The following is a 23,853-nucleotide window of genomic DNA, read 5'->3' as shown; positions in this document are numbered from 1 at the left end:
GGCGGGTTTTTTTCAGGCGTAGCGCAGCACTTCGGCCAGGCCGGGCTCGAAGACCAGCCTTTCCTTGCCTGTCAGCAGAAGGAAATGCTTGCCCGTGCAGCGGGCCAGCAGGGTCATGCCCACCTGTTCGGCCACCATATGCCCCATCTGGGTGGTGCCGGAGCGGGACAGCAGGAAGGGGATGCCCATCTGGGCGCCCTTGATCACCATCTCGGACGTGAGCCGTCCCGTGGTGTAGAAGATCTTGTCCGCGCCGCCCATCCCATCCAGCCACATCAGTCCTGCAATGGCGTCCACGGCATTGTGGCGGCCCACGTCCTCGATGAAGTAGAGCAGCTCGCCCGCCGCCGAGAACAGGGCGCAGCCATGCACCGATCCCGCCTGCTTGTAGATGGACTGGCGGGTGCGGATGGTATCGACAATGCCGTACAGCGTGCCCTGGTGCAGGCGCGCGGCTGCGGGCAGGCTGATCTGCGAGATGTCGTCCATCAGGCCGCCGAACACGGAGCCCTGGCCGCAGCCCGTGGTGACCACCTTCTTCGCCGTGCGTTCCTCCACATCGGCAATGCCATGGCGCGTTTTCACGGCAACGGCGTCGACTTCCCAGTCCACGTGCACGGACACGATGTCGTCCAGCGAGCGCACCAGGCGCTGGTTGCGCAGATAGCCCAGGGTAAGCGCCTCGGGCGCGGCGCCCAGGGTCATGAGCGTGACGAGTTCGCGCTTGTCCACATAGACGGTGAGCGGCCGTTCGGCAGGAATCGAGATGATGGAGGCGCGGCCGCGCTCGTCCAGCACCTCCACTTCGCGTGTGAGGACGGCGCTGGCGTTGGAAAGCTCGGGACGGTAAGGCATCTTATTTCTTGATCGGCGGCGGCTGGCGGGCGCCCGCCTCGGGGCTCGGCTTGGAGTCGGCAATGCCCACTTCCTTGGCAGCGGCCAGCTGCGCCACATACGGTCCGGGGTCGGCGCACGCCGGCACCGCCACAGCAGGCTTGGGCGCGGCGGCATGCTGCCTGAAATAGAAGGCCGCCACGCGGTCCTGCGCAAGGCATAGCTTGTAGGCCATGACCTTGTCGATCCAGGCCTGCTTGTCCTTGGCGGCAGCGGCGGCGGCCTTCGCTTCCTCGCTCAGCGGCGGGAGCTTCGCGTGAGCCAGACCGGCTGCCGCGGCCAGCGCCAGTGCTGCGCACAATATTTTCTTCATCGCTCTCTCCTCACACGGTTTTCGGCGCAGTGGCGGCGACAGTGGCCGCGCCCTCCTGCGTCCGCACGCGCGGCACCCTGCCGTGCTGGATATCGTCATACCACAGATCGTGGTGCTCGACGGCCCATTCGTCGTCGACATAGCCGTCGCGCATGGCGCGGTAGGCGCCTTCCATGCCTATTGTACCGAGATAGATATGGCCCAGCGCCGCCGCCATCACCAGCACGGCAGCCACGATATGGATGATGTTCGTTGTCTGCATCAGCGCGCGGGTGTAATCCAGGCCCGGCACGATGTGGTCGAGCACAAAGCCGGAGGCGCTCACGATCGCGCCCAGCACCGTCACCCCGCCCCAGAACCACAGCTTCTCGCCCGCGTTGAAGCGTCCCGCGTGCGGATGGCCCTTGCCGATGGCGCCGCCCAGGGTGAACAGCCACCTGATATCGGCCACGATGGGGAAGTTGTCGCGCACATAGGTGATGAACATGACGATCAGCGACACGGCGAACAGCGGTCCCACGAAGTTGTGCAGGGTCTTCAGCGCATAGGTCAGGTAGCCGAACAGCGCGTGGCCAAACACCGGCATCAGCACATGCTTCCCGAACATCATGGTCAAACCGGACACCATGAGGATCACGAAGCTGATGGCCACCGTCCAGTGCACCACGCGTTCCGTGGGCGTGAAGCGCTCGATCAGGCGGCCCGTGCGCGGGTGCTTGAGCATGATCGGCCCCTTGAGGAAGTACATGGCGGCCAGGACCAGCAAGGTCACGATGAGGATCCAGCCGCCGATCTGCGTCATGGGTCCATTGCGGTACTGGCGCCAGGCTTCGCCCGCCGTTACTGCCCTGTCCTGCCCCGGGAATTGCGCCTTGGGCTGGATCAGCACACTCGCCTCGCGGTAAGGCAGGCTGGCGTAGTTGGGCGTGCCCTGCTTCACCTGGCGCCAGGTGGGCGCAAGGTTGCCGGGCTGGTCGCGCGTGCGCTCGGCCTGGTTCTGCTTCAGGATATCGACGGACTCCACGCGCGGGGCGGCCACCATCGGGCTGCCCGCTTCCGCGCCCGGCCCCGGCTTCGCGGCCGGCGCGTCGCCCACAGGCTGCGGCTGCGCGGGCGCGCCCGTCAGCGGCTTCTGCGGCGCGGGCGATCCGTAGTCGGGCTGGGGCTCCTTCGTGATCGGGCCGCTCTTCGCTGTCGCTTCGGCCGCCGGAGCCGCCTTGTCCTGTGCGCATGCGCTGCCGCCCGTTCCCACCGCGGCGAGCGCCAGCGCCAGCATGGCAAGCCATCGTTTCATGATGTCCCCTCCCTGCCTATCGGGTGCGGTTGTATTCGTTCTGCAGCTGCCCGCGTTCGCGGATCTGCTTGTTCCATGCCGTCTGGTCTCCCGGCGCCCAGCCCTTGGCCACATTGGCATTGGCTGCGCCCTTGTAGGCAGGAACATCCGCGCGGTCCACGCTGGAGCCGGTCTTGGACTGGTCGATCTCGCCGCAGGCGGCCAGCGCCAGCAAGGCGGCCATCGCCGCGACGCGGCTCATGATTTCTTCCCTTCCGGCGCCCGTGCCTCGGGGTTCGGCGACTTGCCGTAGGCCGTGCCCCAGCCCCACACTTCGCTGCCCTTGCCGCGCGTGATGACGCGGGTGCGGAAGATATCCGCCACCACGTCGCCATCGCCGCCCAGCAGCGCCTTGGTCGAACACATTTCGGCGCAGGCAGGCAGCTTGCCTTCGGACAGGCGGTTGCGCCCATATTTCTCGAACTCGGCCTGCGAGCCGTTTTCCTCGGGACCGCCGGCGCAGAAGGTGCACTTGTCCATCTTGCCGCGCAGGCCGAAGGTGCCGTTGGAGGGGAACTGCGGCGCACCGAAGGGGCAGGCATAGGAGCAGTAGCCGCAGCCGATGCAGGTGTCCTTGTTGTGCAGGACCACGCCTTCGTCCGTGCGGTAGAAGCAGTCCACCGGGCACACGGCCATGCAGGGCGCGTCCGAACAGTGCATGCAGGCCACCGAGACCGATTTCTCCTGGCCCACCATGCCGTCGTTGATGGTGACCACGCGCCGCCGGTTCACGCCCCAGGGAACTTCGTTCTCGTTCTTGCAGGCGGTGGCGCAGCTGTTACATTCGATGCAGCGCTCTGTGTCGCAGATGAATTTCATGCGTGCCATGGCGTCCCCTTCAGGCGGTGAAGCGTTCGATATTGCAGATCGTCGTTTTCGTTTCCTGCATCATGGTGACGGAGTCGTAGCCGTAGGTGGTGGCCGTGTTGACGGCTTCGCCGCGCACGATGGGCGCGGCGCCTTCGGGGTAGTACTCCAGCATGTCCTTGCCCTGCCACCAGCCGGAGAAGTGGAAGGGAATGAAGGCGGTATCCGGCCCCACGCGCTGCGTCACCAGGGCGCGCACCTTGAGCCGGGCGCCGGTGGGCGTGGACACGATCACGTATTCGCCGTTGCGGATGCCGCGGTCGTTGGCGGCCTTCGGATTGATCTCCACGAAGTTCTCCTGCTGCAGTTCGGCCAGCCAGGGATTCGAGCGCGTTTCCTCGCCGCCGCCCTCGTACTCCACAAGGCGGCCGGAGGTGAGGATGATGGGGAACTTCTTGTCCAGGCCCGCCTCGACATTCTTCTGCTGCAGCGTCTTGTACAGCGTTGGCATGCGCCAGAAGGCCTTCTTGTCGTCGTGGGTGGGATACTTGGCCACCAGGTCAGGGCGCGTGCCGAACAGAGGCTCGCGGTGCAGCGGCACGGGGTCGGGGAAGTTCCACACCACGGCGCGCGCCTTCGCGTTGCCGAAGGGATGCACGCCGTGTACCTTCAGGCACACCCGCTGGATGCCGCCCGAAAGATCGGTCTTCCAGTTCTTGCCTTCGGCTGCCGCCTTCTCGGCGTCGGTCAGGTCGTCCCACCAGCCCAGCTTCTTCAGCAGCACATGGTCGAACTCCGGGTAGCCTGTTGTGATGTCCGCGCCCACGGAATGCGAGCCGTCTTCGGCCAGGAGATTGATGCCGTCCTTCTCCACACCGAAGTTGGCGCGGAAGTTGCCGCCGCCGTCCATCACGTGGCGGCTGTTGTCGTACAGGTTGGCCGAACCGGGATGCTTCAGTTCCGGCGTGCCGTAGCATGGCCATGGCAGCCCGAAATAGTCGCCCGTGAGGTCGTACCCTGTGACCGGGTCCTTGCCGCCTTTGGCGCGCAGGGTCTTCACGTCGAACATGTGCATATTGCGCATGTGCGCCTTCAGGCGCTCCGGCGACTGGCCGGTGTAGCCGATGGTCCAGCAGCCGCGGTTGATCTCGCGTAGCATGTCCTCCGGCTCGGGCTCCATCATGCCGCCCTTGCCCGGCACCAGCTTGATCTTCGCCACCAGCTGCTTGCCGAAACCCAGCTTTTCGGCCAGCTGGTACATGATCATGTGGTCGGTGCGCGATTCGAAGAGCGGCTCGATCACCTTTTCGCGCCACTGGAGCGAACGGTTGGAGGCAGTCACGGAACCGGAAGTCTCGAACTGCGTGGCCGCTGGCAGCAGGTAGACGGCGCGGTTCGGGTTGATCTCCTGTCCGTCCACCTTCATGGCCGCCATGGCGGCGGTGGCCGAGGGATAGGGGTCGATCACGACCAGGGTATCGAGCTTGTCGAGCGCCTTCTTCATTTCCAGGCCGCGCGTCTGCGAGTTCGGGGCGTGGCCCCAGAACACCATGGCCCGCACGTTGTTGTCCTGGTCGATGAGCTCATTCTTTTCCAGCACGGCGTCGATCCAGCGCGACACGGTGGTGCCGGACTTTTCCATCATGGCCTGCGAGGCGAACTGGCTCTTCACCCATTCGTAATCCACGCCCCAGACGGCGCACCAGTGCTTCCAGGCGCCCGGCGCCAGGCCGTAGTAGCCGGGCAGCGAATCCGGGTTCGGGCCCACGTCGGTGGCGCCCTGCACATTGTCGTGGCCACGGAAGATATTGGTGCCGCCGCCGGAAACGCCCACATTGCCCAGCGCGAGCTGCAGGATGCAGGAGGCGCGCACCATGGCGTTGCCGATGGTGTGCTGGGTCTGGCCCATGCACCACACCACCGAGGAGGGGCGGTTCATCGCCATGGTTTCGGCGGCGCGGTAGACCTCGGCCTCGGGCACGCCGCAGGCTTCCTCCACCTTGTCCGGCGTCCATTTCATGACCTCTTCGCGCACCTTGTCCATGCCGAAGACGCGGTCGTTGATGTACTTCTTGTCCTCCCAGCCGTTCTTGAAGATGTGGTACAGCATGCCGTAGAGGTAGGGGATGTCCGAACCGGAACGGATGCGCACATACTGGTCCGCCTTCGCCGCCGTACGCGTGAAGCGCGGATCGACCACGATCATTTTCGTGCCTGTTTCCTTCGCGTGCAGCATGTGCAGCATGGAGACCGGGTGCGCCTCGGCGGCGTTCGAGCCGATGTACATGACGGCCTTGGCGAACTGCATGTCGTTGTAGCTGTTCGTCATGGCGCCGTAACCCCAGGTATTCGCCACACCGGCCACCGTGGTGGAGTGGCAGATGCGCGCCTGGTGGTCGCAGTTGTTGGTGCCGAAGAAGGAAACGAACTTGCGCAGCAGCGCGGACTGCTCGTTATTGTGCTTGGAGGAGCCCACCCAGAACACGGAATCCGGCCCGCTCTGCTTGCGGGTGGCGAGCAGGCGCTCCGAGATCTCCTGCAGGGCCGTGTCCCAGCTGATGCGCTGGTACTTGCCGTTCACCAGCTTCATCGGATACTTCAGGCGGAAGTCGCCATGGCCATGCTCGCGCAGCGCAGCACCCTTCGCGCAGTGGGCGCCAAGATTGATGGGCGAATCGAACACCGGCTCCTGCCGCACCCACACGCCGTTCTCCACGATCGCGTCCACCGCGCAGCCCACGGAACAGTGGCTGCATACCGTGCGCTTCACCTCATGCTTCGCCTTCGCGCCGTCCGCCGGGGCATCGGCCGCGCGGGCCTTGCGCAGCAGCGGCGCCTGCGATATCGCCAGGCCCGCGCCCACGCCGATACCGGATCGTTTCAGGAAAGCGCGGCGGTCCATCGTCGGCAATGCGCGCGACAGGCTGTCGCTCAGGCTCGCGGCGAAACGGCCGGACGAACGGGGGCCCGCAGGCCCTTTACGTGTCAGCAGCATGTGAGTGCCCTCCCAGCTCAGAGTTTGGCGGTGCGGTAGTATTTTTTGATGTGTTCACTGAGGCGGTAGCCCGAACCGCCCGGATCGGCGGGTTTGGCTTCCTCGGCCGGAGCGTCGGCAGGTTTGCTGGCCAGCTTTGCGGCGACACCCGCGGCGGCCACTGCGCCCAGGCCCGCAAAGAATGTGCGGCGTGTAGCTTTGGTATCGATGGACATTCCGGTCTCCTCAGACTGTCTATTGCACGATTAATACTACTTGCTCAACCTTAGCACAACTACAAATTCGTTTCAGTTCTGTAGATTCACCATGTCGAAGGCCTGCATCTCGACCGCGAAGAAGGCCTGCGCCAGCTGCGCCACGGGAGCGTGGAAGCGCGCCTCGGGATGGCGGAGAATCGTGTCGCACAGGGTCTGCACCCAGGGCTGGATATGGGCCGCAAAAAATTGTTTCTGCGTTGCGATGCTGCCATGCAGCACGTCCTCGGTGGAGATCAGGTGCCGCATCACCTCGCACAGGGAGGAGATGTGGTCTTCGCTCTCGGTCACATCGTCCTCGCGCTCCAGGCCCAGCGCCAGTAGGTCGCTGCGCAGCTGGGCCAGCGGCTTCTCCATCAAGAAACCGGCCAGGTAGTAGGAGCCGTACAGGAACACCTCTGGCTTGCCCACGCCGACGAAGAGCGACTCGTACTCGTCCCGCGCGCTCTCGGGGTCCGCGTCGCGGCAGGCCGTCTGCAGTGCGCGCCATGCATCCGGCAAGGCGCCCTCCCCGTCTGACGGCGCGCTGGCGATGGATTCGAGCAGCTCGTTCGATGGCGGCTGGTAGAACAGCACGGCCAGCAGGCCATACAGGTCGGCACGGGCATCTTCCTCGCCCCTGTCGGGCGTTTCGAATTGCAGGCTGGCTTCCATTAGCGCTTCACCTCAAAGATGGAGACTTCCTTCGATGGCTGCATCATGTCGATCACGCGGCAGTCGCCGCACATGCGCAGGCGGTCCAGGTTGGCCGAGAAGGCACCGTGCGAGGAAAGCTTCGCCACCATGTTCTCCACCATCTGCAAGGTGCCGAAAGGCTTCTCGCAGCGGATGCAGTGATAGGGCTGGGCCTCGTTCAGCACGCGCGGCTGCTTTGCCTGCGGCGCGAGCAGCAGGCGCGGGGAGAGCGCAATGGCGTTCTCGGGACAGGTTTTTTCGCACAGGCCGCACTGCACGCAGTTGGTCTCGGTGAAGCGCAGCTGCGGCAGGCTGGGATTGTCCGCCAGCGCGGACTCGGGACAGGCGCCCACGCAAGCCATGCACAGGGTGCAGGCCTCCGTGTTCACAGCCAGCGTGCCGAATGGCGCACCCGCAGGCAGCGCAATCTCGTCCTTCGGCTGCGGCGCGTGTTTCAGGAGATGGTCGAATACGAAATCGAGCGTGGTGCGCTTGGCGCCCGCGATATTGAAGCTGGCCGCGTCCCGCGGCGTCTGGCCCGCTTCGCAGCGGCGCAGCGCGCTGTCCAGCGCCTCCGCATCGCTCGCTTCGATCAGCTGCAAATGCTCGCCCGCATAACCCAGTCCACTCAGGATGGCCTGCGCAATGGCAGCTTGTCCACGCAGCGCCTGCAGGTACTGGGGCGCTTCCTCGCCCGTGGCCAGGATCATCACGTTCGACGCGCCATAGGCCACTGCCGCGAGCCAGACATCGATGCCAACGGATGCAATGTGATGCAAGGGCAGCGGGATCACGCGCGCAGGCAGGCCGCGCAGCCGCCCCGCCCCGGCCAGCCTGCCGAGTTCCATCACCAGCGCGGCGCCGCCCTCCTCGCTGTGCAGCAGCAGCGCCGGGCGCTTGCCACCTGCCCTGGCGTAGGTGGTGAGCATGGTCTTGATGCGGGCGCCCTGGTCGGGGGCGCGGGGATAAGCATAGCTGAGCGCACCGGAGGGACAGACGGTGGTGCAGGCGCCGCAGCCGACGCAGAGATTCGGGTCGACCTTGATACGGTCGCCGTCATGGCTCACTGCCTGCGCCGAACAGACCTCGATGCAGGCGTTGCAGCCGGTCTTCGTGTTGCGGCTGTGGGCGCAGATGCTCTCCTTGTACTGGAAAAATTTCGGCTTGCCGAAAGTGCCGACCATGGACGACATGGCTTGCGCCATCCCGGCGGCGCGCGTTTCGGATGCTCCCGGGGCGAAGTAGCCTTGCGGCGGCTGGTGCAAGGCAATCAGGGGCTCTTCGCCGAGGTCGAACACGAGGTCGAATTCGCCGCTGCGTTCCGTGTCGCGCCGTTCGAAGTCGATGGCGCCTATCGCTCCGCAGGCAATTACGCAATCGCCGTGCGAACTGCATGCGTCCAGCTTCACCTGGTAATCGAGCCCGATGGCATTCTCCGGGCAGGCCTTGATGCAGGCATTGCAGCGGGTGCAAAGATCGAGATCGATGGGGTTGGACTGCTGCCAGCTCACCTTGAAGGCGCCCAGGTAGCCGGAGATCTTCACTTCCCCACCCGACCAGGTGGGCCAGGCGCGCAGCGCTGGCAGGCTGCTGCCGTGGGTGTCCGTCAGCAGAACGGTGATGTCGAGCTGATCCTGCAGGCGCCGCGCCCAGGGCAGTACGCGGGCCGCCGGCCCAAGCAGCAGGGCACGGCCTTCGGAACGGTACTCGACTTCGGGTACGGGTTCGGGATCGGGCAGCCGCGCCGCGGCCAGCAATGCCGCCATCTTCGGCGTGGCCTGCTGCGCCTCCACGCTCCAGCCGCCCGTTTCGCGCAGGTTGACGAAGCGGATCGGCGCAAGCCTGTTCTTCTGTTCGGCGAGTTCCGAGAACAGCGGCTGCTCCTGCGTGCAGCCGACCACCAGTTTTTCGGCGCCGTCCAGCGCCTCCAGGTAGCGCCCGACTTCACGCCTGCACAGCTGGGAAGCCATGTCGAGCGGCGCGCCCTGCTCCAGCGCTGCGCCGAGCGCCTTGCCGTCCACCGGCATGCTGCGGTTGCAATCACATACTTTGAATCGGGTGCTCATCGTCGTCCTGGCTTGGGGCTGGGGCTTCCGTGGGGTTGTCCTGTTCGGCGGCTTCCTCGAGGTCCGCAGCCGCGAGCAGGCCGCGCAAGGTCTGCTCCCGCTCGACGACGCCCAGGGGATCGAGCAGGTCTTTCGCGTGGTTGAGGGCCGCGAGCATGGCTGCGGGCATGGGATCGGGCCTGTTGTAGTCGCCGATATAGGTATCCAGACCGTCCATCACATTGAAGCGGGGGTCGGCGAACAGCTTTTTCATCGCCGCGCGGCGCACGCCTTCGTCCACGCCGCGTGCGACGAAGGGTTTGAGGTCGGCCGTGTGATCGAGCTCCGCGAGCTGCTCCATTGTGGGCAGGGCTTCAGGCGGCTCCGGCGCGGCGGGAACAGGGACGACAGGGTTCTCGTCTTCGCGTTCGGCAGCCACTTCGGCCTTGCGGCGCGACCAGCGGGCGAAGAAGGTTTCAGCGGCCACCCGCGCCTCCCTCGGCGGCTGCCATCTGGGCGACGGCGGCTCCGCCTTCGAAGGAAGGCTTGCGGCGCTTGCGTTTCGGCTCGGGGCGATACCAGGCCTGCACGAACTCCACGAGGCGTTCGGCGATCAGCGGCGGCACGGGCAGCGTATCCACCTTCTCGCCGCCGTCCATGAGGCGGGCCGCTTCGTTGTAGGAGAGAGTCACGCTGTGGGGCACGGCCACTTCCACGCCATCGATCTCTTCGAGGCGGGTCATGATGAACCAGCAGGGGGCGCCGCTGTCGGCGTTGAGGAAATAACCTTCGGCTTCGTCGCTGTAGAGGCGGAGCTCAAAACCGGTGAAAAGCCAGCGCGTGTCGTCTTCCTCATGGCGCAGGCAGCGCGGCGGGGCAGCGGGAAGGCCCGGCTCCAGGAGCACTTCGACAGGCGCCCACTGGAACGGCTGCCAGCGGCTGGCAAGCGGCTTTCTTTGCATGACGATAGCCAGGCTTAGCGCTTCCGTTTCCACATCGCCTCCCAGACCGGTTCTTGTGCAGATATATCAATATGCCCCAAAAATGCGACTTATGCCAACAGTAAATTGTTGATAAGATGCGCGCATCATTTCACCACCACCCGGGAGACCGCATGCTTCGACAAAAAACAGTGCAGTATTTTGCGACCCTGTTCGGCATTCTGCTGATGGCCAGCGCCGCGCACGCTCAAAAGCTGCCCAATGTGACCATTCTCGCGACCGGCGGCACCATTGCCGGCACTGGCGCCAGCAGTACCACAACTGTCGGTTACACGGCTGCCACGGTCGGCGTGCAGCAGTTGATCCAGGCCGTGCCGGAAATGGCCAAGGTGGCCAATGTAACGGGCGAACAGGTCTTCCAGATCGCCAGCGAGAGCATGACCAACGAACACTGGCTCGCCCTGGGCAAGCGCGTGAACGCCCTGCTGGCGCAGCCGAATGTGGATGGCATCGTCATCACCCATGGCACGGACACCATGGAGGAAACGGCCTATTTCCTGAACCTGGTGGTGAAGAGCCGCAAACCGGTGGTGCTGGTGGGCGCGATGCGTCCGTCCACCGCGCTGTCGGCGGATGGCCCGATCAACCTGTATAACGCCGTTCTGCTGGCTGGCAGCGCAGATGCGGCAGGCAAAGGCGTGATGATTGCCATGGGCGACCAGATTCACGGCGCGCGCGACGTCACCAAGACCAATACCTCCACGCCGGACAGCTTCAAGACGCCGGAGCTGGGCATGCTGGGTTATATCCAGGGCGGCAAGCCCTTCTTCTACCGCAGCTCCGCCCGCAAGCACACCGCGGAAAGCGAATTCGATATCTCGGCCCTGTCGTCCCTCCCGCAGGTGGATATCGTCTACGGCTATGCGAATATGAACACGGTGGCGCTGGACGCCTTCGTGGCGGCAGGCGCCAAAGGCATCATCCACGCGGGTGTGGGCGACGGCAGCCTGGCCGCCAAGGTGAAACCGGGCCTGGTCGCGGCCCGCCAGAAAGGCGCCATCATCGTGCGCTCCAGCCGCGTGGGCAATGGCATCCTGGCCCGCAACGGCGAGGCGAACGACGATGAGCTGGACTTTGTGGTGTCCGACACGCTGAATCCTCAGAAGGCGCGCATCCTGCTGATGCTGGCGCTGACGAAGACCAGCAGCACCAAGGACATTCAGCGCATCTTCTACACCTACTAAGGCACTGCCCGGAGGCGGGAGGCGCGGCCTTCCGCTTCCGACTTGCGGGCGCGCTTCACTTCATACATGTGCTGGTCGGCCCGCGCCAGCAGTTCTTCCGCAGACAATACCTCTCCCCTGCTCTGCGCCACGCCCACGCTTGCACCGATACGCACGGTCACCCCGCCCGCTTCGATGGGCTGCGACAGCTCGTGCAGCAGCGCTTCCATGATGCGTTCGACGCCCATGTCATGCTCCTCGGGCAGCGGCAGCGCCACCACGAATTCGTCGCCGCCCAGCCTGGCGGCCAGGTCGCTGGTGCGGATGCACTCGCGCATGCGCTGCCCGACCGCCTTGAGCACGGCGTCGCCCGCTGCGTGGCCGTAGGTGTCGTTGACGGGCTTGAAGCCATCCAGGTCGATGAAGAGCACCGCGACCGGCCGCGCCAGCATCTCGCCCAGCTTGCGCATGAAGCGCACGCGGTTCGGGAGGCCCGTGAGGGCATCGTGCTCGGAGATGTAGTCGCTCTGGCGGCGGGCCTCCTCCTCCGTTTCCAGGTCCATGCGCAAGGCATTTTTCAGCAGATAAGCCTTGCGGGAAAAGCGCTCGCGGATATGCAGGGAAAACAGGCCGATGATATTGGCCGAGATCAGGAAAAAGCAGTTGGTGACCAGCACCGCCACCTCATCCTGCAGCGTCATTTTCTGCTTTCCGACGGCGAGCCAGATATAGCCAAGCGCCAGCACCAGTCCCACGGCGCAGGCGTAAAGATGCCGCAGGTAAGTCCAGGAATACAGCGCCATCGAAACGAGGATCAGGCCCGCGTAATAGGCGCTCCAGCCAATATCTGCCGGGTGCGACAGGAGAATAATGACCTCGATGCCGCTGCCCCAGATCAGGTATTCGGTAACGGTGATGGCTGTGTAATTGCGGACGAAAAATTCCGGGCTGCGGCGCGTGAGGAAGTAAATCACCGCCGTGAGGACGACAATCAAAACCCGGATCGCCCACACTTCGAATAAGGCGGACGGCACGGCCCAGATATCGAGAATGCCGAAAGCCAGATATAACACCGAGCACAGAATACTCGTATGGCGGGCGACGCGGCGTTTCTCGCCAGCGAGGTCGGCCTGGTAGGCCTCCTCCAGCCGGGGCGGGAAGCGCTTATCTGTCGAAAATGTCAATGTCGAAAACACGGCAATATCTGATGCAACTGGTTAAGCTCTAGCTTATCAGTTGCTTCGTGCCGGGCGAAGCAATTGAGGTGTGGACACGACAATTTCTGACCAAATATATCCAGCTAATACGCAAGCTTGCCTTTTACTCAGCGGTTTCTTTGGGCTACGCGCCAACAGTTGGCACGAACCAGCCAGAATCCGGCGCGCGTCATTCGCCCGGCTGGGTCAGTGCAGCCCGTGCCGCATTGACAATACGCTCCCCCAGCCGCTCAAGCTTGGGCGGCTGCACCCGCCATGCATGCCAATAAAGCGGGACATCGAAATAATGGCCCGGAGCCAGGTCCACCAATATTCCAGTTTCCAAATGCCGCCCATATTGCTGCTCAGGGAGCATGCCGTAAGCGATGCCTTTTTCAATGGCGCTCATGAATGGACCGCTGGCGGGAACATAATGCACCGGATAACTTCCGGGCAGTAATCCGAGCCGTTCGCGGATAAAGTCCGTCTGCAAAAGATCTTTGCGATTGAATATTGCGACTGGCGCTTTGCGCGCGGCTTCGCGCGTAAAACCGCTGGCAAACCATTTTTTGGCGAATTCGGGCGATGCCAGCATCCGGTATCGCATGCTTCCCAGGAATTCAATGGCGCATCCGCGCATGGCTTTGGACTGCGTGGATACTCCGGCGACGGCGGAGCCATTTTCCAGCAGCTCGTAGGTGTAATTCTGGTCGTCGAGAATGATTTCGACGCCGAGATTCTCCTCTGCCAGAAATCCACCAATGGCGGGGAGCAGCCAGGTTTCCAGGGTGTCGTTATTCACGGCGATGGCAACTTGGCTCAACTGGTCGGCCTCGCCGAATTCCGCGATGAAGTCCTGTTCCAGCAGGCGGGCGCGGCGAAGATACTGCAGCAGCCGCCGCCCCGGGCCGGTTGGACGGCAGGGCCGGCTGCGCACCAGCAAGGGGCTGCCGAGGGCCGTTTCGAGCGCAGCGATCCGCTGGGAGACGGCAGACGGAGTGAGATTCAGATGCGCGGCCGCCTGATCGAAGCTGCCCATGTCCACCGCGGCCAAAAAGGCTTCGCATTGCCTGGCGTCCAAGCTCATCCCCATTCCTTAAGCAAAATTAATGTAAGCGGAATTATATTAAATTTGCTTCACAGCTCCATGGAACCACGCATGATGCTGGGCGAAGGAGAAAACAATGAACACATACCTGAATGGTTTAGGACTGGGCGCCAGCCTCATCATGGCTATCGGCGCGCAAAACGCCCACGTGCTGCGAATGGGTATCCAGCGCCAGCACGTGCTGCTGACGGTGGCGGCCTGCATCGCCATCGATGCCGTGCTCATTGGAATTGGCGTGGCAGGCGGCGGCAGCCTGATCCAGGATTCCCCGATCGCGTTGACGGCGGCGCGCTGGGGCGGTGCTGCCTTTCTGCTGTGGTATGGCCTGCGCAGCTGGCGCGGCCTCCTGCGCAGCAGCTCACTGGACGCCACCGGCGAGACCGTCCGTATCAGCGCCCGGGCCGCCTTGGCCAGCGTCGCCGCGATGTCGCTGCTGAATCCCCACGTCTATCTGGATACGGTGGTTCTGCTGGGTTCAATCGGCGGCAGCTATCCTGCCCCGGAGCGCGTGCATTTCGCGGGCGGCGCCATCACGGCCTCCCTGCTGTGGTTCAGCCTTATCGGTTTTGGGTCGGCGCGCTGCGCTGCCCTGCTCTCGCGGCCCCTGGCGTGGAAGTGCATCGAAGCGTTAACGGGCGCCACCATGCTGGCCATCGCGGCGAGCCTGATCCTGGGGGGCTAGCACGATTGCCGAGCTCGCTATTTGAGCTTGCTCAAAGCCATGATTCATTTTCGCAACAGCCAAACGTTTGCGCGAACGATATCAAGAATTAAGTGAGGTGAGCGCCTGAAAAACTGCATTTTGTTAACGACTTCCCCATCCGTTTTGCCTAAACTGGAGTTTCCACTTCTGAGGAAGAGCGGCCATGGATAACCCAGCTACCATCTGCAACCGTACAGACGAGCGCCAGGCAGCCATCATCAACCACGGTCTGGCGCTCCAGGCCATCGCGGGCTCGGCGGAAGCCGTCCGATATCTCGTTGAACACCGCGTGGAAAGCGAAACCATCAAACGCGTGCTGACAGATTCCATCAGTCGCCGCACACCGGACTGAAGGCCGTTTGCGCCTGTCGTACGTCAGCCCCTTCCCGCTTTAGCTACACTCTGGCTATCAACCTCGATAGCACGGAGCAGTGATGCGCGGACGCACCACCAGGAAGTATTCAAGGATGGACTGGCTGACGGCCAACCTCGTCAACCGGGCGTTGACGATTCAGATCACGACGGGCCCCAAGGACGCCTTGCGCTTCCTCAGGACCAATGGCATCGAGCTGGCCACCATCAAGCGCGTGCTGGCCTGCCCGAATCAGCGCAGGCCGCACGGCTGAGAACGTTCAGGGCTTGCTCACCGTGATGGTGTAGCTGCCCTCTTCAACGAAGGTGTTGCTGGTGACGATGATCTCGTGGAAGTCGCTGAACGTGGCCGTATAGGTCAGCGTCGCCGTGCCCGGCGCGGTGCGGCGGTCCGAGGCGACGACCGGGCTGGTCGGGGTACGGTCGTCGCGCAGCAGGAGATAGGGGCTCATCGCCGTGCTGGTCAGAGTGATCTTCACCGTTTCGCCCGTTTGCAGCAGCAGGATATAGCGGTCTTCGTTATCGCCCATGAAGGAGCAGTTGCCCTTCTTCAGGGTCTGCGTGACCGAGGCGCCGAAGGTGGCGAAGATGACGGGACGGCAGGTGGCCGCATCCGTGATCGCATTCGAGAAATCGTCCGTGAGACTCAGCGTGTAAGCACCCAGCGTCGCGGCGTCCGGCGCGTAGACGCGCAGCTTGAACTGCCCTGCTGGCAAGGCGTACTGGATTTCCAGCGGATTGACGGCCGCCGGTGCAAACGCATCGCTCGGCATCTCGCCCACTACCCGGCCAGTCGCATCGAAGATGCGCAGCTTGCGGCCATTGGCGCCAGTGACCTTGGCGCGGAAATTGGCCGGGGTCGCGAGCGTGAGCGAATACTCGTCGTAGTGACCCACCGGGGTGGTGGTGGAGCTGCAGTCCGTGCTCGTCCATTCACCGTTCACCGGCAGGCCGATCACCACTGGCTGCGTGACGCAGCCAGCCGCCAGCGTCGCATTGACGGAAATATCCAGGCTGGCGCTCGTCCCCACTTTGGCCGTCAGCTTCTGTGTGCCGACGAGCGGGCCGAGGGTCCAGCCAGGCACGCGGGCGACACCGGAGACATTGGTCGTCGCGGTGGCGCCGGACAGCACGCCGTTGTTGGCGGCGACCGAGAAGGTCACGGTGGCGTTCGCAACTGGATTGTTATTGGCGTCCGTGACCGTTACGCCCGGAGCGGCAATGGAGGCGCCGATGTTTCCGGTGCTGACGTTATCCGGCAGAGGAGTGATCTTCGCCGCAGCGCCCGCCGTGGCTTTCGCCGCAACCGTGGCTTTCGCTGCGCCCGAGGTCACGCTGAGCGTCTGGTCGCCGACCGTGGTGCCGAGCGTCCAGGTGCTGATCGTAATCTTGCCGGAGCTGTCGCTCGTGTAGCTGGCGGTGCCGAGGGAGCCGCCGCCGCTGGCCACGGTCGCCGAGGCGCTGGTATTGGCCACGGGCGCCCCGCCCGCATCGACCAGGGTCAGTACGATAGGATCGGCCACCTTGGCGCCCGCGACCGCCGTCTGGTTGTTGCCGCTGCTTACATTGATGGTGCTGACTGTTGGCGGCGCATCGTTGCCCCCGCCGCAAGCCACGAGACTGGCCGCCAATAGGCTGGCGCATAGCGCCCGAAACTGCTTCATACTTCCCTCCCTGTTTATGATTTTGATGTTGCAAATTCGCAATCATCCTTAAAGGGACTGTAAGAGCCAAAGCAGTGAGCGGCAATTCCCCAAATGAGGAAGGCGTTGCGCGGATGAGCAATGCCGGTAAGAGCTCAATGACGGGATTGATACCGGATGTTAAAGTCCGCAGGCAACTTCCCATTCCCCACGAGCCCGGAGGTCAGAATGAAGTCTCTTGCTGGAGCCTGTATTTCCCTCGCCGTTGCAGTGCTTGCGCCCTTGCCGTCCATGGCGTACTCCGATTCGAAAGCCCCTCCGCCCACGGAGCTGATCATCTGCAAGGGCGATCCCATTCCATCCGGCTGGGTGATTGTCAGTCAATTCAGCTACGGGCAGGCAGGCTGCCGGGGTGACATCAACAACGCCTGGCGGATCAAGATTCCAGGGGCAGAGGAAATTGTGTGCGACGAGTCGCCCATCCCGGCGGGCTACGCCGTGACGGGGAGATTCAGCAATATGAGCTGCCCGGGTCCGGGAAAGAACGCAAAAATCATTACCAGGCTCTGAACAATGGCCTGCCCAGCTGGGTTCGAACCAGCGACCCTCAGCTTAGAAGGCTGATGCTCTATCCAACTGAGCTATGGGCAGTGAGAGGGGAAATGAAAAGCGGGCTGGAAGCCCGCTTTCGGAATGTGGTCGGAGTACAAGGATTCGAACCTTGGACCCCCTGGTCCCAAACCAGGTGCGCTACCGGGCTGCGCTACACTCCGATGTAGGACAATGATACTCGTACCCCTTGGGGGCGTCAAATCGGGGGGTCTTCGGGCTTTGCTGACTTTGGTCGGTGGCGGACTGGGCTATGCGGCGGCGGCGGGGAGCTCGACTTTGGCGGCGATGCGTTCGGCGAACTGCTGGGCACGGGCGGCGTCGCGGGCTTCGACCATCACGCGGATCAGGGGCTCCGTGCCGGAGGCGCGGATCAGCACGCGGCCGGTGTCGCCCAGCTCGCGCTCCACGGCTTCCTTCTCGGCCACCATGGCGGCGTTCTTCTGCCAGTCGAAACCGGCCGGGACGCGCACATTGATCAGGGTCTGCGGGAAGAGCTCGACTTCGCCTGCGATCTGGGCCAGGGTCTTGCCGCTGCGCTTCAGGGCGCTCAGCACCTGCAGGGCGGAGATGATGCCGTCGCCCGTCGTATGCTTGTCCAGCGCGAGCAGGTGGCCGCTGCCCTCCCCGCCCAGGATCCAGCCCTTCTCTTTCATCACTTCCAGCACGTAGCGGTCGCCCACCTTGGCGCGCGCGAAGCCGATGCCCTTTTCCTTGAAGGCCACTTCCAGCGCCATGTTCGTCATCAGGGTGCCGACGGCGCCCGCCACGGGGCCCGTCGCCAGGCGGTCCATCACCATCACATAGAGCAGCTCGTCGCCGTTGTAGAGGCGGCCGTTGGCGTCGCACATGATGAGCCGGTCGGCGTCGCCGTCCAGGGCGATGCCGAGGTCGGCGTCATGGGCCAGCACGGCGGCGGCCATGGCCTTGGGCGCGGTGGCGCCGTGGCCGTCGTTGATGTTGAAGCCGTCCGGCTTGTTGCCGATGGGGACCACTTCGGCGCCCAGCTCGTGGAAGACGTGGGGCGCGATGTTGTAGGCGGCGCCGTGGGCGGAGTCGACCACGATCTTCAGGCCGCGCAGGTCCAGCTCGTTCGGGAAGGTGCTCTTGCAGAATTCGATGTAGCGGCCCGAGGCGTCGTCCAGGCGCTTGGCGCGGCCCAGCTTTTCGGAGGGCACGCAGTGCATGGGCTGGTCCAGCTGGGCTTCGATGTCCAGTTCCACCGCGTCCGGCAGCTTGGTGCCCTGGTCGGAGAAGAACTTGATGCCATTGTCCTGGAAGGGATTGTGGGAGGCGGAGATCACCACGCCTGCCGACAGGCGCAGGGCGCGCGTCAGGTAGGCGATGGCAGGGGTCGGCATGGGGCCCGCCAGCATCACGTCCACGCCCGCCGCCGCGAAGCCCGCTTCGAGCGCCGCTTCCAGCATGTAGCCGGAGATGCGGGTGTCCTTGCCGATCAGGACGGTCGGGCGCGCCGTGCCGGGCGTCGCCGTCTTGGCCAGCACCTTGCCCGCCGCGTAGCCGAGCCGCATGACGAAATCGGGCGTGATCGGAGCCTCGCCCACCAGTCCGCGTACACCGTCGGTGCCGAAATATTTACGTGCCATGTTGTGTTGTCCTTATCGTTAATGGGCTGCCTGCCACACCTTGAGCGCGTCCACCGTTTCGGCCACGTCGTGCACCCGCACGATGCGTGCGCCGTGCGCCACGGCCGCCAGGGCGCCGCCGATGCTGCCCGCCAGGCGCTGCTCCACCGGCTTGCCCGTCACCGCCCCGATCATGGACTTGCGCGACAGGCCCGCCAGCAGCGGCACGCCCAGCTCGTCCACCATGCGGCGGCCAGCCTTCAATAATGCGTAATTATGCTCGACCGTCTTGCCAAAACCAAAGCCCGGATCGATCCAGAGGCGATTCCGCTCAATACCGGCCGCCGTCATGGCCTCGATCCGCCCGCGCAGGAAGTCCGTGACTTCCCGCACCACGTCGCCGTATTCCGGCTGCTGCTGCATGGTTGCAGGTTTATCAAGCATATGCATGATACACAGAGCGCACTCACTGTCGCGCACGGCTTCGATGGCCCCCTCGGCGCGGAAGCCGTTGATGTCGTTGATCATGTCCACGCCCGCCAGAATGGCCTCGCGCATCACCTGGGGCTTGTAGGTGTCCACGGAGATGGCCTTGCCGCAGTCGCGCAGGGCGTAGAGCACGGGCATGACGCGGCGCAGCTCGTCCTCCAGGGCCACGGGCGGGGCGCCGGGGCGGGTGGATTCGCCGCCCACGTCGATGATGTCCACTCCGTCGCGCATCATCTGTTCGGCGTGGGAGATGGCGTAGTCCAGGGAGGCGAACTGGCCGCCGTCGGAGAAGGAATCGGGGGTGACGTTGAGGATGCCCATGACGAGGGCGCGCTGCTGCGGGAAGTTGAAGCGTCCGAACTTGGTGTGGGCCATGGTGCTGTGCTGAAAATGAAAAGGGCGAGGATCGCTCCTCACCCTTTCTTTAATACTCGTCAGGCTGCGCTCAGGCGGGGGCCGTGGCGCTGGGTGATGCGGTCGGGCCGTCGCCGCTCGGGGTCTTGCGCAGGGTCACGCCCGCCTTCGGCGGACGCGGCTCCTGGCCGGCCATGATGTCGTTGATCTGGTCCGCGTCGATGGTTTCCCATTCCAGCAGGGCCTTGGTCATCATTTCGACCTTGTCGCGGTTCTCGTCCAGCAGCTTGCGCGCCAGGGCGTACTGCGAATCCAGGATGGCGCGGATTTCCGCATCCACCTTCTGCTGGGTCGCTTCCGAGATGGTCTTGTTGGTGCCGCCCAGGAAGCCCTCGTTCTGCTCGTCCTCGTAGACCATGACGCCCAGGGAGTCGGACATGCCGAAGCGGGTCACCATGGAGCGCGCCAGCTTGGTGGCGCGCGAGAAGTCGTTGGCGGCGCCGGTGGACATCTGGCCCACGAACAGCTCTTCCGCGATACGGCCGCCGAAGAGGATGGAAATCTCTTCCAGCATCTTGTCCTTGTAGCCGGAGATCTTGTCGTGCTCGGGCAGCTGCCAGGTCAGGCCCAGGGCCCAGCCGCGCGGCATGATGGTGACCTTGTGAACCGGGTCGGCCTTGGGCAGCAGCTTGGCCACCACCGCGTGGCCCGACTCGTGGTAGGCCGTGTTGCGGCGCTCTTCCTCGCGGATCACCATGGACTTGCGTTCCGGGCCCATGAAGATCTTGTCCTTCGCGTCTTCGAAGTCCTGCATGTCCACCAGGCGCTTGCTGCGGCGGGCGGCGAACAGGGCGGCCTCGTTGACCAGGTTGGCCAGGTCGGCGCCCGAGAAGCCGGGGGTGCCGCGGGCCAGGATGTCGGCCTTCACGTCGGTGCCGATCGGCACCTTGCGCATGTGGACGTTCAGGATCTGCTCGCGGCCGCGGATGTCCGGCAGGCCCACGGAAACCTGGCGGTCGAAACGGCCGGGGCGCAGCAGCGCCTTGTCCAGCACGTCCGCACGGTTGGTGGCGGCGATGACGATGACGCCCGAGGAAGCCTCGAAGCCGTCCATTTCCACCAGCAGCTGGTTCAGGGTCTGTTCGCGTTCGTCGTTGCCGCCGCCCATGCCGGCGCCGCGATGGCGGCCGACAGCGTCGATCTCGTCGATGAAGATGATGCAGGGAGAATGCTTCTTGGCGTTCTCGAACATGTCGCGCACGCGGCTTGCGCCCACGCCCACGAACATTTCAACGAAGTCCGAACCGGAGATGGAGAAGAACGGCACTTTCGCTTCGCCCGCAATGGCGCGCGCCAGCAGGGTCTTACCGGTGCCGGGAGGACCGACCATGAGCACGCCGCGCGGAATGCGGCCGCCCAGCTTCTGGAATTTGGTGGGGTCTTTCAGGAAGTCCACGATCTCGGTGACTTCCTCTTTCGCTTCGTCGCAGCCTGCAACGTCGGCGAAGGTGACGGTGTTGTTCGTTTCATCCAGCATGCGCGCCTTGGACTTGCCGAAGCTGAAGGCGCCGCCCTTCCCTCCGCCCTGCATCTGGCGCATGAAGAAGATCCACACGCCGATCAGGAGCAGCATCGGGAACCAGGACACGAACACCTGCTGCAGGAACGATGGCTCTTCCGGCGGACGCACGTCGAAGCGCACGCCGTTGTCGCGCAGGTCGCCGATCAGGCCGCGGTCCAGATAGGTGGCCGTGGTGCGCACGCGCGTGTCGTCGTTGCGGGTGGCGGTGATGCTGTTGCCTTCGATGACCAGGTCCTTGATGCGCTTGGCCTTGATCTCATCCAGCAGGTCGGAATAAGGGATGGTCTTGCTGCCGCCGGATACGCCATGGCTGCCGTCGAACTGCTTGAACAGCATGAACAACAGCAGGGCCACTACGACCCAGATAGCGGATTTGGAAAACATATTATTCACGAAAACTCCTCCGGATGCCTGCGCACCTGTTACCTGTAGCTTGGTCCATTTTACTCGCAATAGACAGGCCGTGCTAAGAAACCTGCCCCTAAGGTGCGGTAAAAACCGCGAAAAACGCGGCTTTCCGGGCCGATGTGCGGGCCGCCCGCCCGAATACAAGGGTCAAACTGTCAATTTTCAGCGGGATTTTTCAATCCGCGGCCCAGCAGGAAGATTTCTGACGACTTATCCCGGCTGGCCTTGGGCTTTTTCTGGCTGACGGTCTTGAATTCGCGCCGGAATTTCTCCACGATCTGGCTGAAACCCATGTCCTTGAAACATTTGACCAGCAAGGCGCCGGAGGGTTTCATATGGTGCTGAGCAAAATCAATGGCAATGTCGATAAGATCTTCCATCCGTGCGGCGTCCGCCGTGGCAATGCCGGAGAGATTGGGCGCCATGTCCGACAGCACCAGGTCGGCCTTGCGGCCCTTCAGCACCTCGGCAAGATGGTCCAGCACCTCCTGCTCGCGGAAGTCGCCCTGGATGAAATGCATGTCCGCGATGGGCTCCATGGGCAGGATATCGAGGCCGATGATGGTGCCGTTGATGCCCCCGCCCTCCTTGCCCGCCAGCTTGCGCCGGGTGTACTGGCCCCAGCTGCCGGGGGTGCAGCCCAGGTCCACGATGACCTGGCCGGGCTTGATCAGCTTCTCGTCTTCGTCGATCTCTTTCAGCTTGTACGCGGCCCTGGCGCGGTAGCCGTCCTTCTGGGCGGCCTTGACGTAAGGGTCGTTGATATGGTCGTGCAACCAGTTTTTATTTAATTTGTTCTTTGCCATTCGCGTAGAATACTGCTTTTAAGAGAACCACTGAAAAATCAATATGTTGAACCTGACACCCGCCGAGCGCAGCGTCCTGCGCGCCGAAGCGCACGGCCTGAAACCCATCGTCATGATCGGCGAAGCCGGCCTCACTCCAGCCGTGATGAAGGAAATTGAACTGGGCCTGGATTCCCATGGCCTGATCAAGGTCCGCGTCTTTGGCGACGACCGCGAAGCCCGCATCGAGATGTACGAAACCATCTGCGCCGAGCTGGATGCCGCCCCTGTGCAGCACATCGGCAAGCTGCTGGTGCTCTACCGTCCGAAGAAGGAAGCCGAGAAGGCGCGCAGCGGGAAGGCTGGCAAGGGCATGCGCATGGTCACCATCGTCAAGCCAAGCGCCAGCGGCACCAAGAAGCCGACCATCAGCAAGGTCATGCTGAAGGGGAACGAGCGCGTCACCACCGGCGGCACCATCAAGCGCGCCAAGAAGCGCCAGACCAGCAGCAAGAAGTCGGCCCTGAGCTAAAAAACTTGGGGGCAGCGGGGCTCCGCCCGGCTGCCCCCGGTGTTTTCTTGCGACTCAGTCCGCGACTGAGCTCACCAGCCACACGGCGAGCAGGCTGCCCGCCAGGTAGATCACGCTCGACACCCCATGCAGCATCCCGAAGCGGCTCTTCACCGCCTCGTCAGCCAGCCCGGCCGCGCGCAATTCCGCCATCATCGGCTGCAAGCCGAAATGCACGACCACCGTGCAAAGCAGCATCCCGGCCACAATCGCCAGCACCTTGCGCCGGCGCGCGGAACGCCAGTCCGGCGTCGCGAGCCAGAGCAGCACCATCATGGCCAGGCCGCAGCCCAGCGACAGCATGGCCTGCACGTGGAACATGCTGCCTGCAATCGTCCCCGCCAGCACGCGGTCGCTGAGGGTGGCGAACAGCGTGGGCGCGACCAGATAGCCGACCGTCCACAGGCTGCCCGCCCACAGCACCGCCACCAGCAGGCGAACGCGTTGCAGCAGCATCAAACGTAGCGTACTTCGAGGATTTCGTATTCGCGCGGGCCGCTCGGGGCCTGCACTTCCACCACGTCGCCGCCGGACTTGCCGATCAGCGCACGGGCGATCGGCGAGGTCACCGACACCTTGTTCACCTTGATATCCGCCTCGTCCACGCCAACGATCTGGTAGCTCACCTTCTGGCCGTTTTCCAGGTCTTCCAGGTCCACCGTGGCGCCGAAGACCACGCGGCCGTCCGCATCCAGGGTGGCCGGATCGATGATCTGGGCGCTGCTCAATTTACCTTCCAGCTCCGCGATGCGGCCTTCCACGAAGGCCTGGCGCTCCTTGGCGGCATCGTATTCTGCGTTTTCCGACAGATCGCCGTGCGAGCGCGCCTCGGCGATAGCGTCGATCACAATGCGGCGCTCCTTCGTCTTCAGCTGGTGCAGTTCTTCCTTCAGCAGCTCGGCGCCATATTTGGTCAGTGGAACAGAATTCATGTTGGTCTCTTGTTTAAATTGCGAAAAACACAGAG

The 23,853-nt window shown here is 63.9% G+C and carries 26 protein-coding genes and 2 tRNA genes; 6 read left to right on the top strand and 22 right to left on the bottom strand.

The window, feature by feature from the left end; translation table 11 throughout:
• Positions 1 to 12: 12 nt before the first annotated feature.
• The 11 genes from LSQ66_RS06495 to LSQ66_RS06445 all read right to left on the bottom strand — a co-directional run bounded on the left by LSQ66_RS06495 (position 13) and on the right by LSQ66_RS06445 (position 10,278).
• Entirely contained in the window at positions 13 to 855 is an 843-nt protein-coding gene (locus tag LSQ66_RS06495; RefSeq protein WP_231768978.1) for a formate dehydrogenase accessory sulfurtransferase FdhD, read from the bottom strand.
• A 1-nt stretch (position 856) separates the two neighbouring features.
• Positions 857 to 1,207, bottom strand: coding sequence for a hypothetical protein (locus tag LSQ66_RS06490; protein WP_231768977.1), 351 nt, complete (start codon positions 1,205 to 1,207; stop codon positions 857 to 859).
• 10 nt (positions 1,208 to 1,217) lie between these two features.
• The gene (locus LSQ66_RS06485) at positions 1,218 to 2,501 is read right to left on the bottom strand and encodes a formate dehydrogenase subunit gamma (RefSeq protein ID WP_231768976.1); all 1,284 of its coding nucleotides are present in this window, start codon (positions 2,499 to 2,501) and stop codon (positions 1,218 to 1,220) included.
• A 16-nt stretch (positions 2,502 to 2,517) separates the two neighbouring features.
• Positions 2,518 to 2,742 (bottom strand): hypothetical protein, encoded by a 225-nt coding sequence (locus LSQ66_RS06480; protein ID WP_231768975.1) that lies wholly within the window; start codon positions 2,740 to 2,742, stop codon positions 2,518 to 2,520.
• On the bottom strand, positions 2,739 to 3,368 hold the full coding sequence (gene fdh3B / locus LSQ66_RS06475; protein WP_231768974.1) for a formate dehydrogenase FDH3 subunit beta: 630 nt from the start codon (positions 3,366 to 3,368) through the stop codon (positions 2,739 to 2,741). Before fdh3B ends, LSQ66_RS06480 begins: the two co-directional genes overlap by 4 nt.
• A gap of 10 nt (positions 3,369 to 3,378) precedes the next feature.
• Positions 3,379 to 6,342 carry a formate dehydrogenase subunit alpha gene (locus LSQ66_RS06470; RefSeq protein ID WP_231768973.1) on the bottom strand — a complete coding sequence of 988 codons (2,964 nt, stop codon included), beginning with the start codon at positions 6,340 to 6,342 and terminating at the stop codon, positions 3,379 to 3,381.
• Positions 6,343 to 6,359: 17 nt separating this feature from the next.
• The gene (locus LSQ66_RS06465) at positions 6,360 to 6,557 is read right to left on the bottom strand and encodes a hypothetical protein (RefSeq protein WP_231768972.1); all 198 of its coding nucleotides are present in this window, start codon (positions 6,555 to 6,557) and stop codon (positions 6,360 to 6,362) included.
• Between the two features lie 72 nt (positions 6,558 to 6,629).
• Positions 6,630 to 7,250 (bottom strand): TorD/DmsD family molecular chaperone, encoded by a 621-nt coding sequence (locus tag LSQ66_RS06460; RefSeq protein ID WP_231768971.1) that lies wholly within the window; start codon positions 7,248 to 7,250, stop codon positions 6,630 to 6,632.
• A complete protein-coding gene (locus tag LSQ66_RS06455; protein WP_231768970.1) occupies positions 7,250 to 9,337 on the bottom strand; it encodes a 4Fe-4S binding protein in 2,088 nt (695 codons plus the stop codon). The genes LSQ66_RS06460 and LSQ66_RS06455 overlap by 1 nt, the downstream gene beginning before the upstream one ends.
• Positions 9,312 to 9,803 carry a DUF3306 domain-containing protein gene (locus tag LSQ66_RS06450; protein ID WP_231768969.1) on the bottom strand — a complete coding sequence of 164 codons (492 nt, stop codon included), beginning with the start codon at positions 9,801 to 9,803 and terminating at the stop codon, positions 9,312 to 9,314. The genes LSQ66_RS06455 and LSQ66_RS06450 overlap by 26 nt, the downstream gene beginning before the upstream one ends.
• Positions 9,793 to 10,278, bottom strand: coding sequence for a DUF3305 domain-containing protein (locus tag LSQ66_RS06445; protein WP_231768968.1), 486 nt, complete (start codon positions 10,276 to 10,278; stop codon positions 9,793 to 9,795). The genes LSQ66_RS06450 and LSQ66_RS06445 overlap by 11 nt, the downstream gene beginning before the upstream one ends.
• Before the next feature lie 206 nt (positions 10,279 to 10,484).
• Here LSQ66_RS06445 and LSQ66_RS06440 point away from each other — a divergent pair, with 206 nt between their 5' ends.
• The gene (locus tag LSQ66_RS06440) at positions 10,485 to 11,501 is read left to right on the top strand and encodes a type II asparaginase (protein WP_407659628.1); all 1,017 of its coding nucleotides are present in this window, start codon (positions 10,485 to 10,487) and stop codon (positions 11,499 to 11,501) included.
• Here the strand turns inward: LSQ66_RS06440 and LSQ66_RS06435 are convergent.
• Together LSQ66_RS06435 and LSQ66_RS06430 are read right to left on the bottom strand one after the other, a co-directional pair.
• Positions 11,498 to 12,676: a GGDEF domain-containing protein gene (locus LSQ66_RS06435; RefSeq protein WP_231768966.1), complete on the bottom strand. Its 1,179-nt coding sequence runs from the start codon at positions 12,674 to 12,676 to the stop codon at positions 11,498 to 11,500. The genes LSQ66_RS06440 and LSQ66_RS06435 overlap by 4 nt on opposite strands.
• Positions 12,677 to 12,866: 190 nt before the next feature.
• Entirely contained in the window at positions 12,867 to 13,763 is an 897-nt protein-coding gene (locus LSQ66_RS06430) for a LysR family transcriptional regulator ArgP (protein WP_231768965.1), read from the bottom strand.
• A 97-nt stretch (positions 13,764 to 13,860) separates the two neighbouring features.
• Here LSQ66_RS06430 and LSQ66_RS06425 point away from each other — a divergent pair, with 97 nt between their 5' ends.
• From LSQ66_RS06425 to LSQ66_RS06415, 3 genes are all read left to right on the top strand, one after another.
• Entirely contained in the window at positions 13,861 to 14,466 is a 606-nt protein-coding gene (locus LSQ66_RS06425; protein WP_231768964.1) for a LysE/ArgO family amino acid transporter, read from the top strand.
• Positions 14,467 to 14,650: 184 nt separating this feature from the next.
• On the top strand, positions 14,651 to 14,839 hold the full coding sequence (locus LSQ66_RS06420; RefSeq protein WP_231768963.1) for a hypothetical protein: 189 nt from the start codon (positions 14,651 to 14,653) through the stop codon (positions 14,837 to 14,839).
• Positions 14,840 to 14,921: 82 nt separating this feature from the next.
• Positions 14,922 to 15,113, top strand: coding sequence for a hypothetical protein (locus tag LSQ66_RS06415; RefSeq protein WP_231768962.1), 192 nt, complete (start codon positions 14,922 to 14,924; stop codon positions 15,111 to 15,113).
• Positions 15,114 to 15,119: 6 nt separating this feature from the next.
• Here LSQ66_RS06415 and LSQ66_RS06410 read toward each other — a convergent pair whose 3' ends face one another.
• Positions 15,120 to 16,523 carry an Ig-like domain-containing protein gene (locus LSQ66_RS06410; RefSeq protein WP_231768961.1) on the bottom strand — a complete coding sequence of 468 codons (1,404 nt, stop codon included), beginning with the start codon at positions 16,521 to 16,523 and terminating at the stop codon, positions 15,120 to 15,122.
• A gap of 207 nt (positions 16,524 to 16,730) precedes the next feature.
• On the opposite strand from LSQ66_RS06410, the gene LSQ66_RS06405 reads away from it, so the two are divergent.
• Positions 16,731 to 17,072, top strand: a complete 342-nt coding sequence (locus LSQ66_RS06405; RefSeq protein ID WP_231768960.1) for a hypothetical protein — start codon at positions 16,731 to 16,733, stop codon at positions 17,070 to 17,072.
• Between the two features lie 4 nt (positions 17,073 to 17,076).
• On the opposite strand, the gene LSQ66_RS06400 is transcribed toward LSQ66_RS06405, so the two are convergent.
• From LSQ66_RS06400 to LSQ66_RS06375, 6 genes are all read right to left on the bottom strand, one after another.
• Positions 17,077 to 17,153: transfer RNA gene (locus LSQ66_RS06400), tRNA-Arg, on the bottom strand.
• 45 nt (positions 17,154 to 17,198) lie between these two features.
• A tRNA-Pro gene (locus LSQ66_RS06395) sits at positions 17,199 to 17,275 on the bottom strand.
• Positions 17,276 to 17,362: 87 nt separating this feature from the next.
• Positions 17,363 to 18,718: a phosphoglucosamine mutase gene (gene glmM, locus LSQ66_RS06390; RefSeq protein WP_231768959.1), complete on the bottom strand. Its 1,356-nt coding sequence runs from the start codon at positions 18,716 to 18,718 to the stop codon at positions 17,363 to 17,365.
• Positions 18,719 to 18,736: 18 nt separating this feature from the next.
• The gene (gene folP / locus LSQ66_RS06385; RefSeq protein ID WP_231768958.1) at positions 18,737 to 19,561 is read right to left on the bottom strand and encodes a dihydropteroate synthase; all 825 of its coding nucleotides are present in this window, start codon (positions 19,559 to 19,561) and stop codon (positions 18,737 to 18,739) included.
• A gap of 70 nt (positions 19,562 to 19,631) precedes the next feature.
• Positions 19,632 to 21,515, bottom strand: a complete 1,884-nt coding sequence (gene ftsH / locus LSQ66_RS06380) for an ATP-dependent zinc metalloprotease FtsH (protein WP_231768957.1) — start codon at positions 21,513 to 21,515, stop codon at positions 19,632 to 19,634.
• Between the two features lie 170 nt (positions 21,516 to 21,685).
• The gene (locus LSQ66_RS06375; RefSeq protein ID WP_231768956.1) at positions 21,686 to 22,336 is read right to left on the bottom strand and encodes an RlmE family RNA methyltransferase; all 651 of its coding nucleotides are present in this window, start codon (positions 22,334 to 22,336) and stop codon (positions 21,686 to 21,688) included.
• A gap of 43 nt (positions 22,337 to 22,379) precedes the next feature.
• Here LSQ66_RS06375 and yhbY point away from each other — a divergent pair, with 43 nt between their 5' ends.
• Positions 22,380 to 22,847, top strand: coding sequence for a ribosome assembly RNA-binding protein YhbY (yhbY, locus tag LSQ66_RS06370; RefSeq protein ID WP_231768955.1), 468 nt, complete (start codon positions 22,380 to 22,382; stop codon positions 22,845 to 22,847).
• Between the two features lie 54 nt (positions 22,848 to 22,901).
• Here yhbY and LSQ66_RS06365 read toward each other — a convergent pair whose 3' ends face one another.
• Complete coding sequence (locus LSQ66_RS06365; RefSeq protein ID WP_231768954.1) at positions 22,902 to 23,342, bottom strand: DUF4149 domain-containing protein; 441 nt, start codon at positions 23,340 to 23,342, stop codon at positions 22,902 to 22,904.
• Complete coding sequence (greA, locus tag LSQ66_RS06360) at positions 23,342 to 23,818, bottom strand: transcription elongation factor GreA (RefSeq protein WP_231768953.1); 477 nt, start codon at positions 23,816 to 23,818, stop codon at positions 23,342 to 23,344. The genes LSQ66_RS06365 and greA overlap by 1 nt, the downstream gene beginning before the upstream one ends.
• Positions 23,819 to 23,853 lie beyond the last annotated feature (35 nt).

This window comes from Massilia endophytica (genome assembly GCF_021165955.1).
Taxonomy (GTDB): Bacteria; Pseudomonadota; Gammaproteobacteria; order Burkholderiales; family Burkholderiaceae_D; genus Rugamonas; species Rugamonas endophytica.
Note: the sequence above shows the minus strand (reverse complement) of the source record. Positions and strands in the feature narration are given on the sequence as shown.

Bases quoted from the DNA above. Each gene is read 5' to 3' on its own strand.
- LSQ66_RS06495 (WP_231768978.1), bottom strand. From the start codon at position 855: ATGCCTTACCGTCCCGAGCTTTCCAACGCCAGCGCCGTCCTCACACGC.
- LSQ66_RS06490 (WP_231768977.1), bottom strand. From the start codon at position 1,207: ATGAAGAAAATATTGTGCGCAGCACTGGCGCTGGCCGCGGCAGCCGGT.
- LSQ66_RS06485 (WP_231768976.1), bottom strand. From the start codon at position 2,501: ATGAAACGATGGCTTGCCATGCTGGCGCTGGCGCTCGCCGCGGTGGGA.
- LSQ66_RS06480 (WP_231768975.1), bottom strand. From the start codon at position 2,742: ATGAGCCGCGTCGCGGCGATGGCCGCCTTGCTGGCGCTGGCCGCCTGC.
- fdh3B (WP_231768974.1), bottom strand. From the start codon at position 3,368: ATGGCACGCATGAAATTCATCTGCGACACAGAGCGCTGCATCGAATGT.
- LSQ66_RS06470 (WP_231768973.1), bottom strand. From the start codon at position 6,342: ATGCTGCTGACACGTAAAGGGCCTGCGGGCCCCCGTTCGTCCGGCCGT.
- LSQ66_RS06465 (WP_231768972.1), bottom strand. From the start codon at position 6,557: ATGTCCATCGATACCAAAGCTACACGCCGCACATTCTTTGCGGGCCTG.
- LSQ66_RS06460 (WP_231768971.1), bottom strand. From the start codon at position 7,250: ATGGAAGCCAGCCTGCAATTCGAAACGCCCGACAGGGGCGAGGAAGAT.
- LSQ66_RS06455 (WP_231768970.1), bottom strand. From the start codon at position 9,337: ATGAGCACCCGATTCAAAGTATGTGATTGCAACCGCAGCATGCCGGTG.
- LSQ66_RS06445 (WP_231768968.1), bottom strand. From the start codon at position 10,278: ATGCAAAGAAAGCCGCTTGCCAGCCGCTGGCAGCCGTTCCAGTGGGCG.
- LSQ66_RS06440 (WP_407659628.1), top strand. From the start codon at position 10,485: ATGGCCAGCGCCGCGCACGCTCAAAAGCTGCCCAATGTGACCATTCTC.
- LSQ66_RS06430 (WP_231768965.1), bottom strand. From the start codon at position 13,763: ATGAGCTTGGACGCCAGGCAATGCGAAGCCTTTTTGGCCGCGGTGGAC.
- LSQ66_RS06425 (WP_231768964.1), top strand. From the start codon at position 13,861: ATGAACACATACCTGAATGGTTTAGGACTGGGCGCCAGCCTCATCATG.
- LSQ66_RS06420 (WP_231768963.1), top strand. From the start codon at position 14,651: ATGGATAACCCAGCTACCATCTGCAACCGTACAGACGAGCGCCAGGCA.
- LSQ66_RS06415 (WP_231768962.1), top strand. From the start codon at position 14,922: ATGCGCGGACGCACCACCAGGAAGTATTCAAGGATGGACTGGCTGACG.
- LSQ66_RS06410 (WP_231768961.1), bottom strand. From the start codon at position 16,523: ATGAAGCAGTTTCGGGCGCTATGCGCCAGCCTATTGGCGGCCAGTCTC.
- LSQ66_RS06405 (WP_231768960.1), top strand. From the start codon at position 16,731: ATGAAGTCTCTTGCTGGAGCCTGTATTTCCCTCGCCGTTGCAGTGCTT.
- glmM (WP_231768959.1), bottom strand. From the start codon at position 18,718: ATGGCACGTAAATATTTCGGCACCGACGGTGTACGCGGACTGGTGGGC.
- folP (WP_231768958.1), bottom strand. From the start codon at position 19,561: ATGGCCCACACCAAGTTCGGACGCTTCAACTTCCCGCAGCAGCGCGCC.
- LSQ66_RS06375 (WP_231768956.1), bottom strand. From the start codon at position 22,336: ATGGCAAAGAACAAATTAAATAAAAACTGGTTGCACGACCATATCAAC.
- yhbY (WP_231768955.1), top strand. From the start codon at position 22,380: ATGTTGAACCTGACACCCGCCGAGCGCAGCGTCCTGCGCGCCGAAGCG.
- LSQ66_RS06365 (WP_231768954.1), bottom strand. From the start codon at position 23,342: ATGCTGCTGCAACGCGTTCGCCTGCTGGTGGCGGTGCTGTGGGCGGGC.
- greA (WP_231768953.1), bottom strand. From the start codon at position 23,818: ATGAATTCTGTTCCACTGACCAAATATGGCGCCGAGCTGCTGAAGGAA.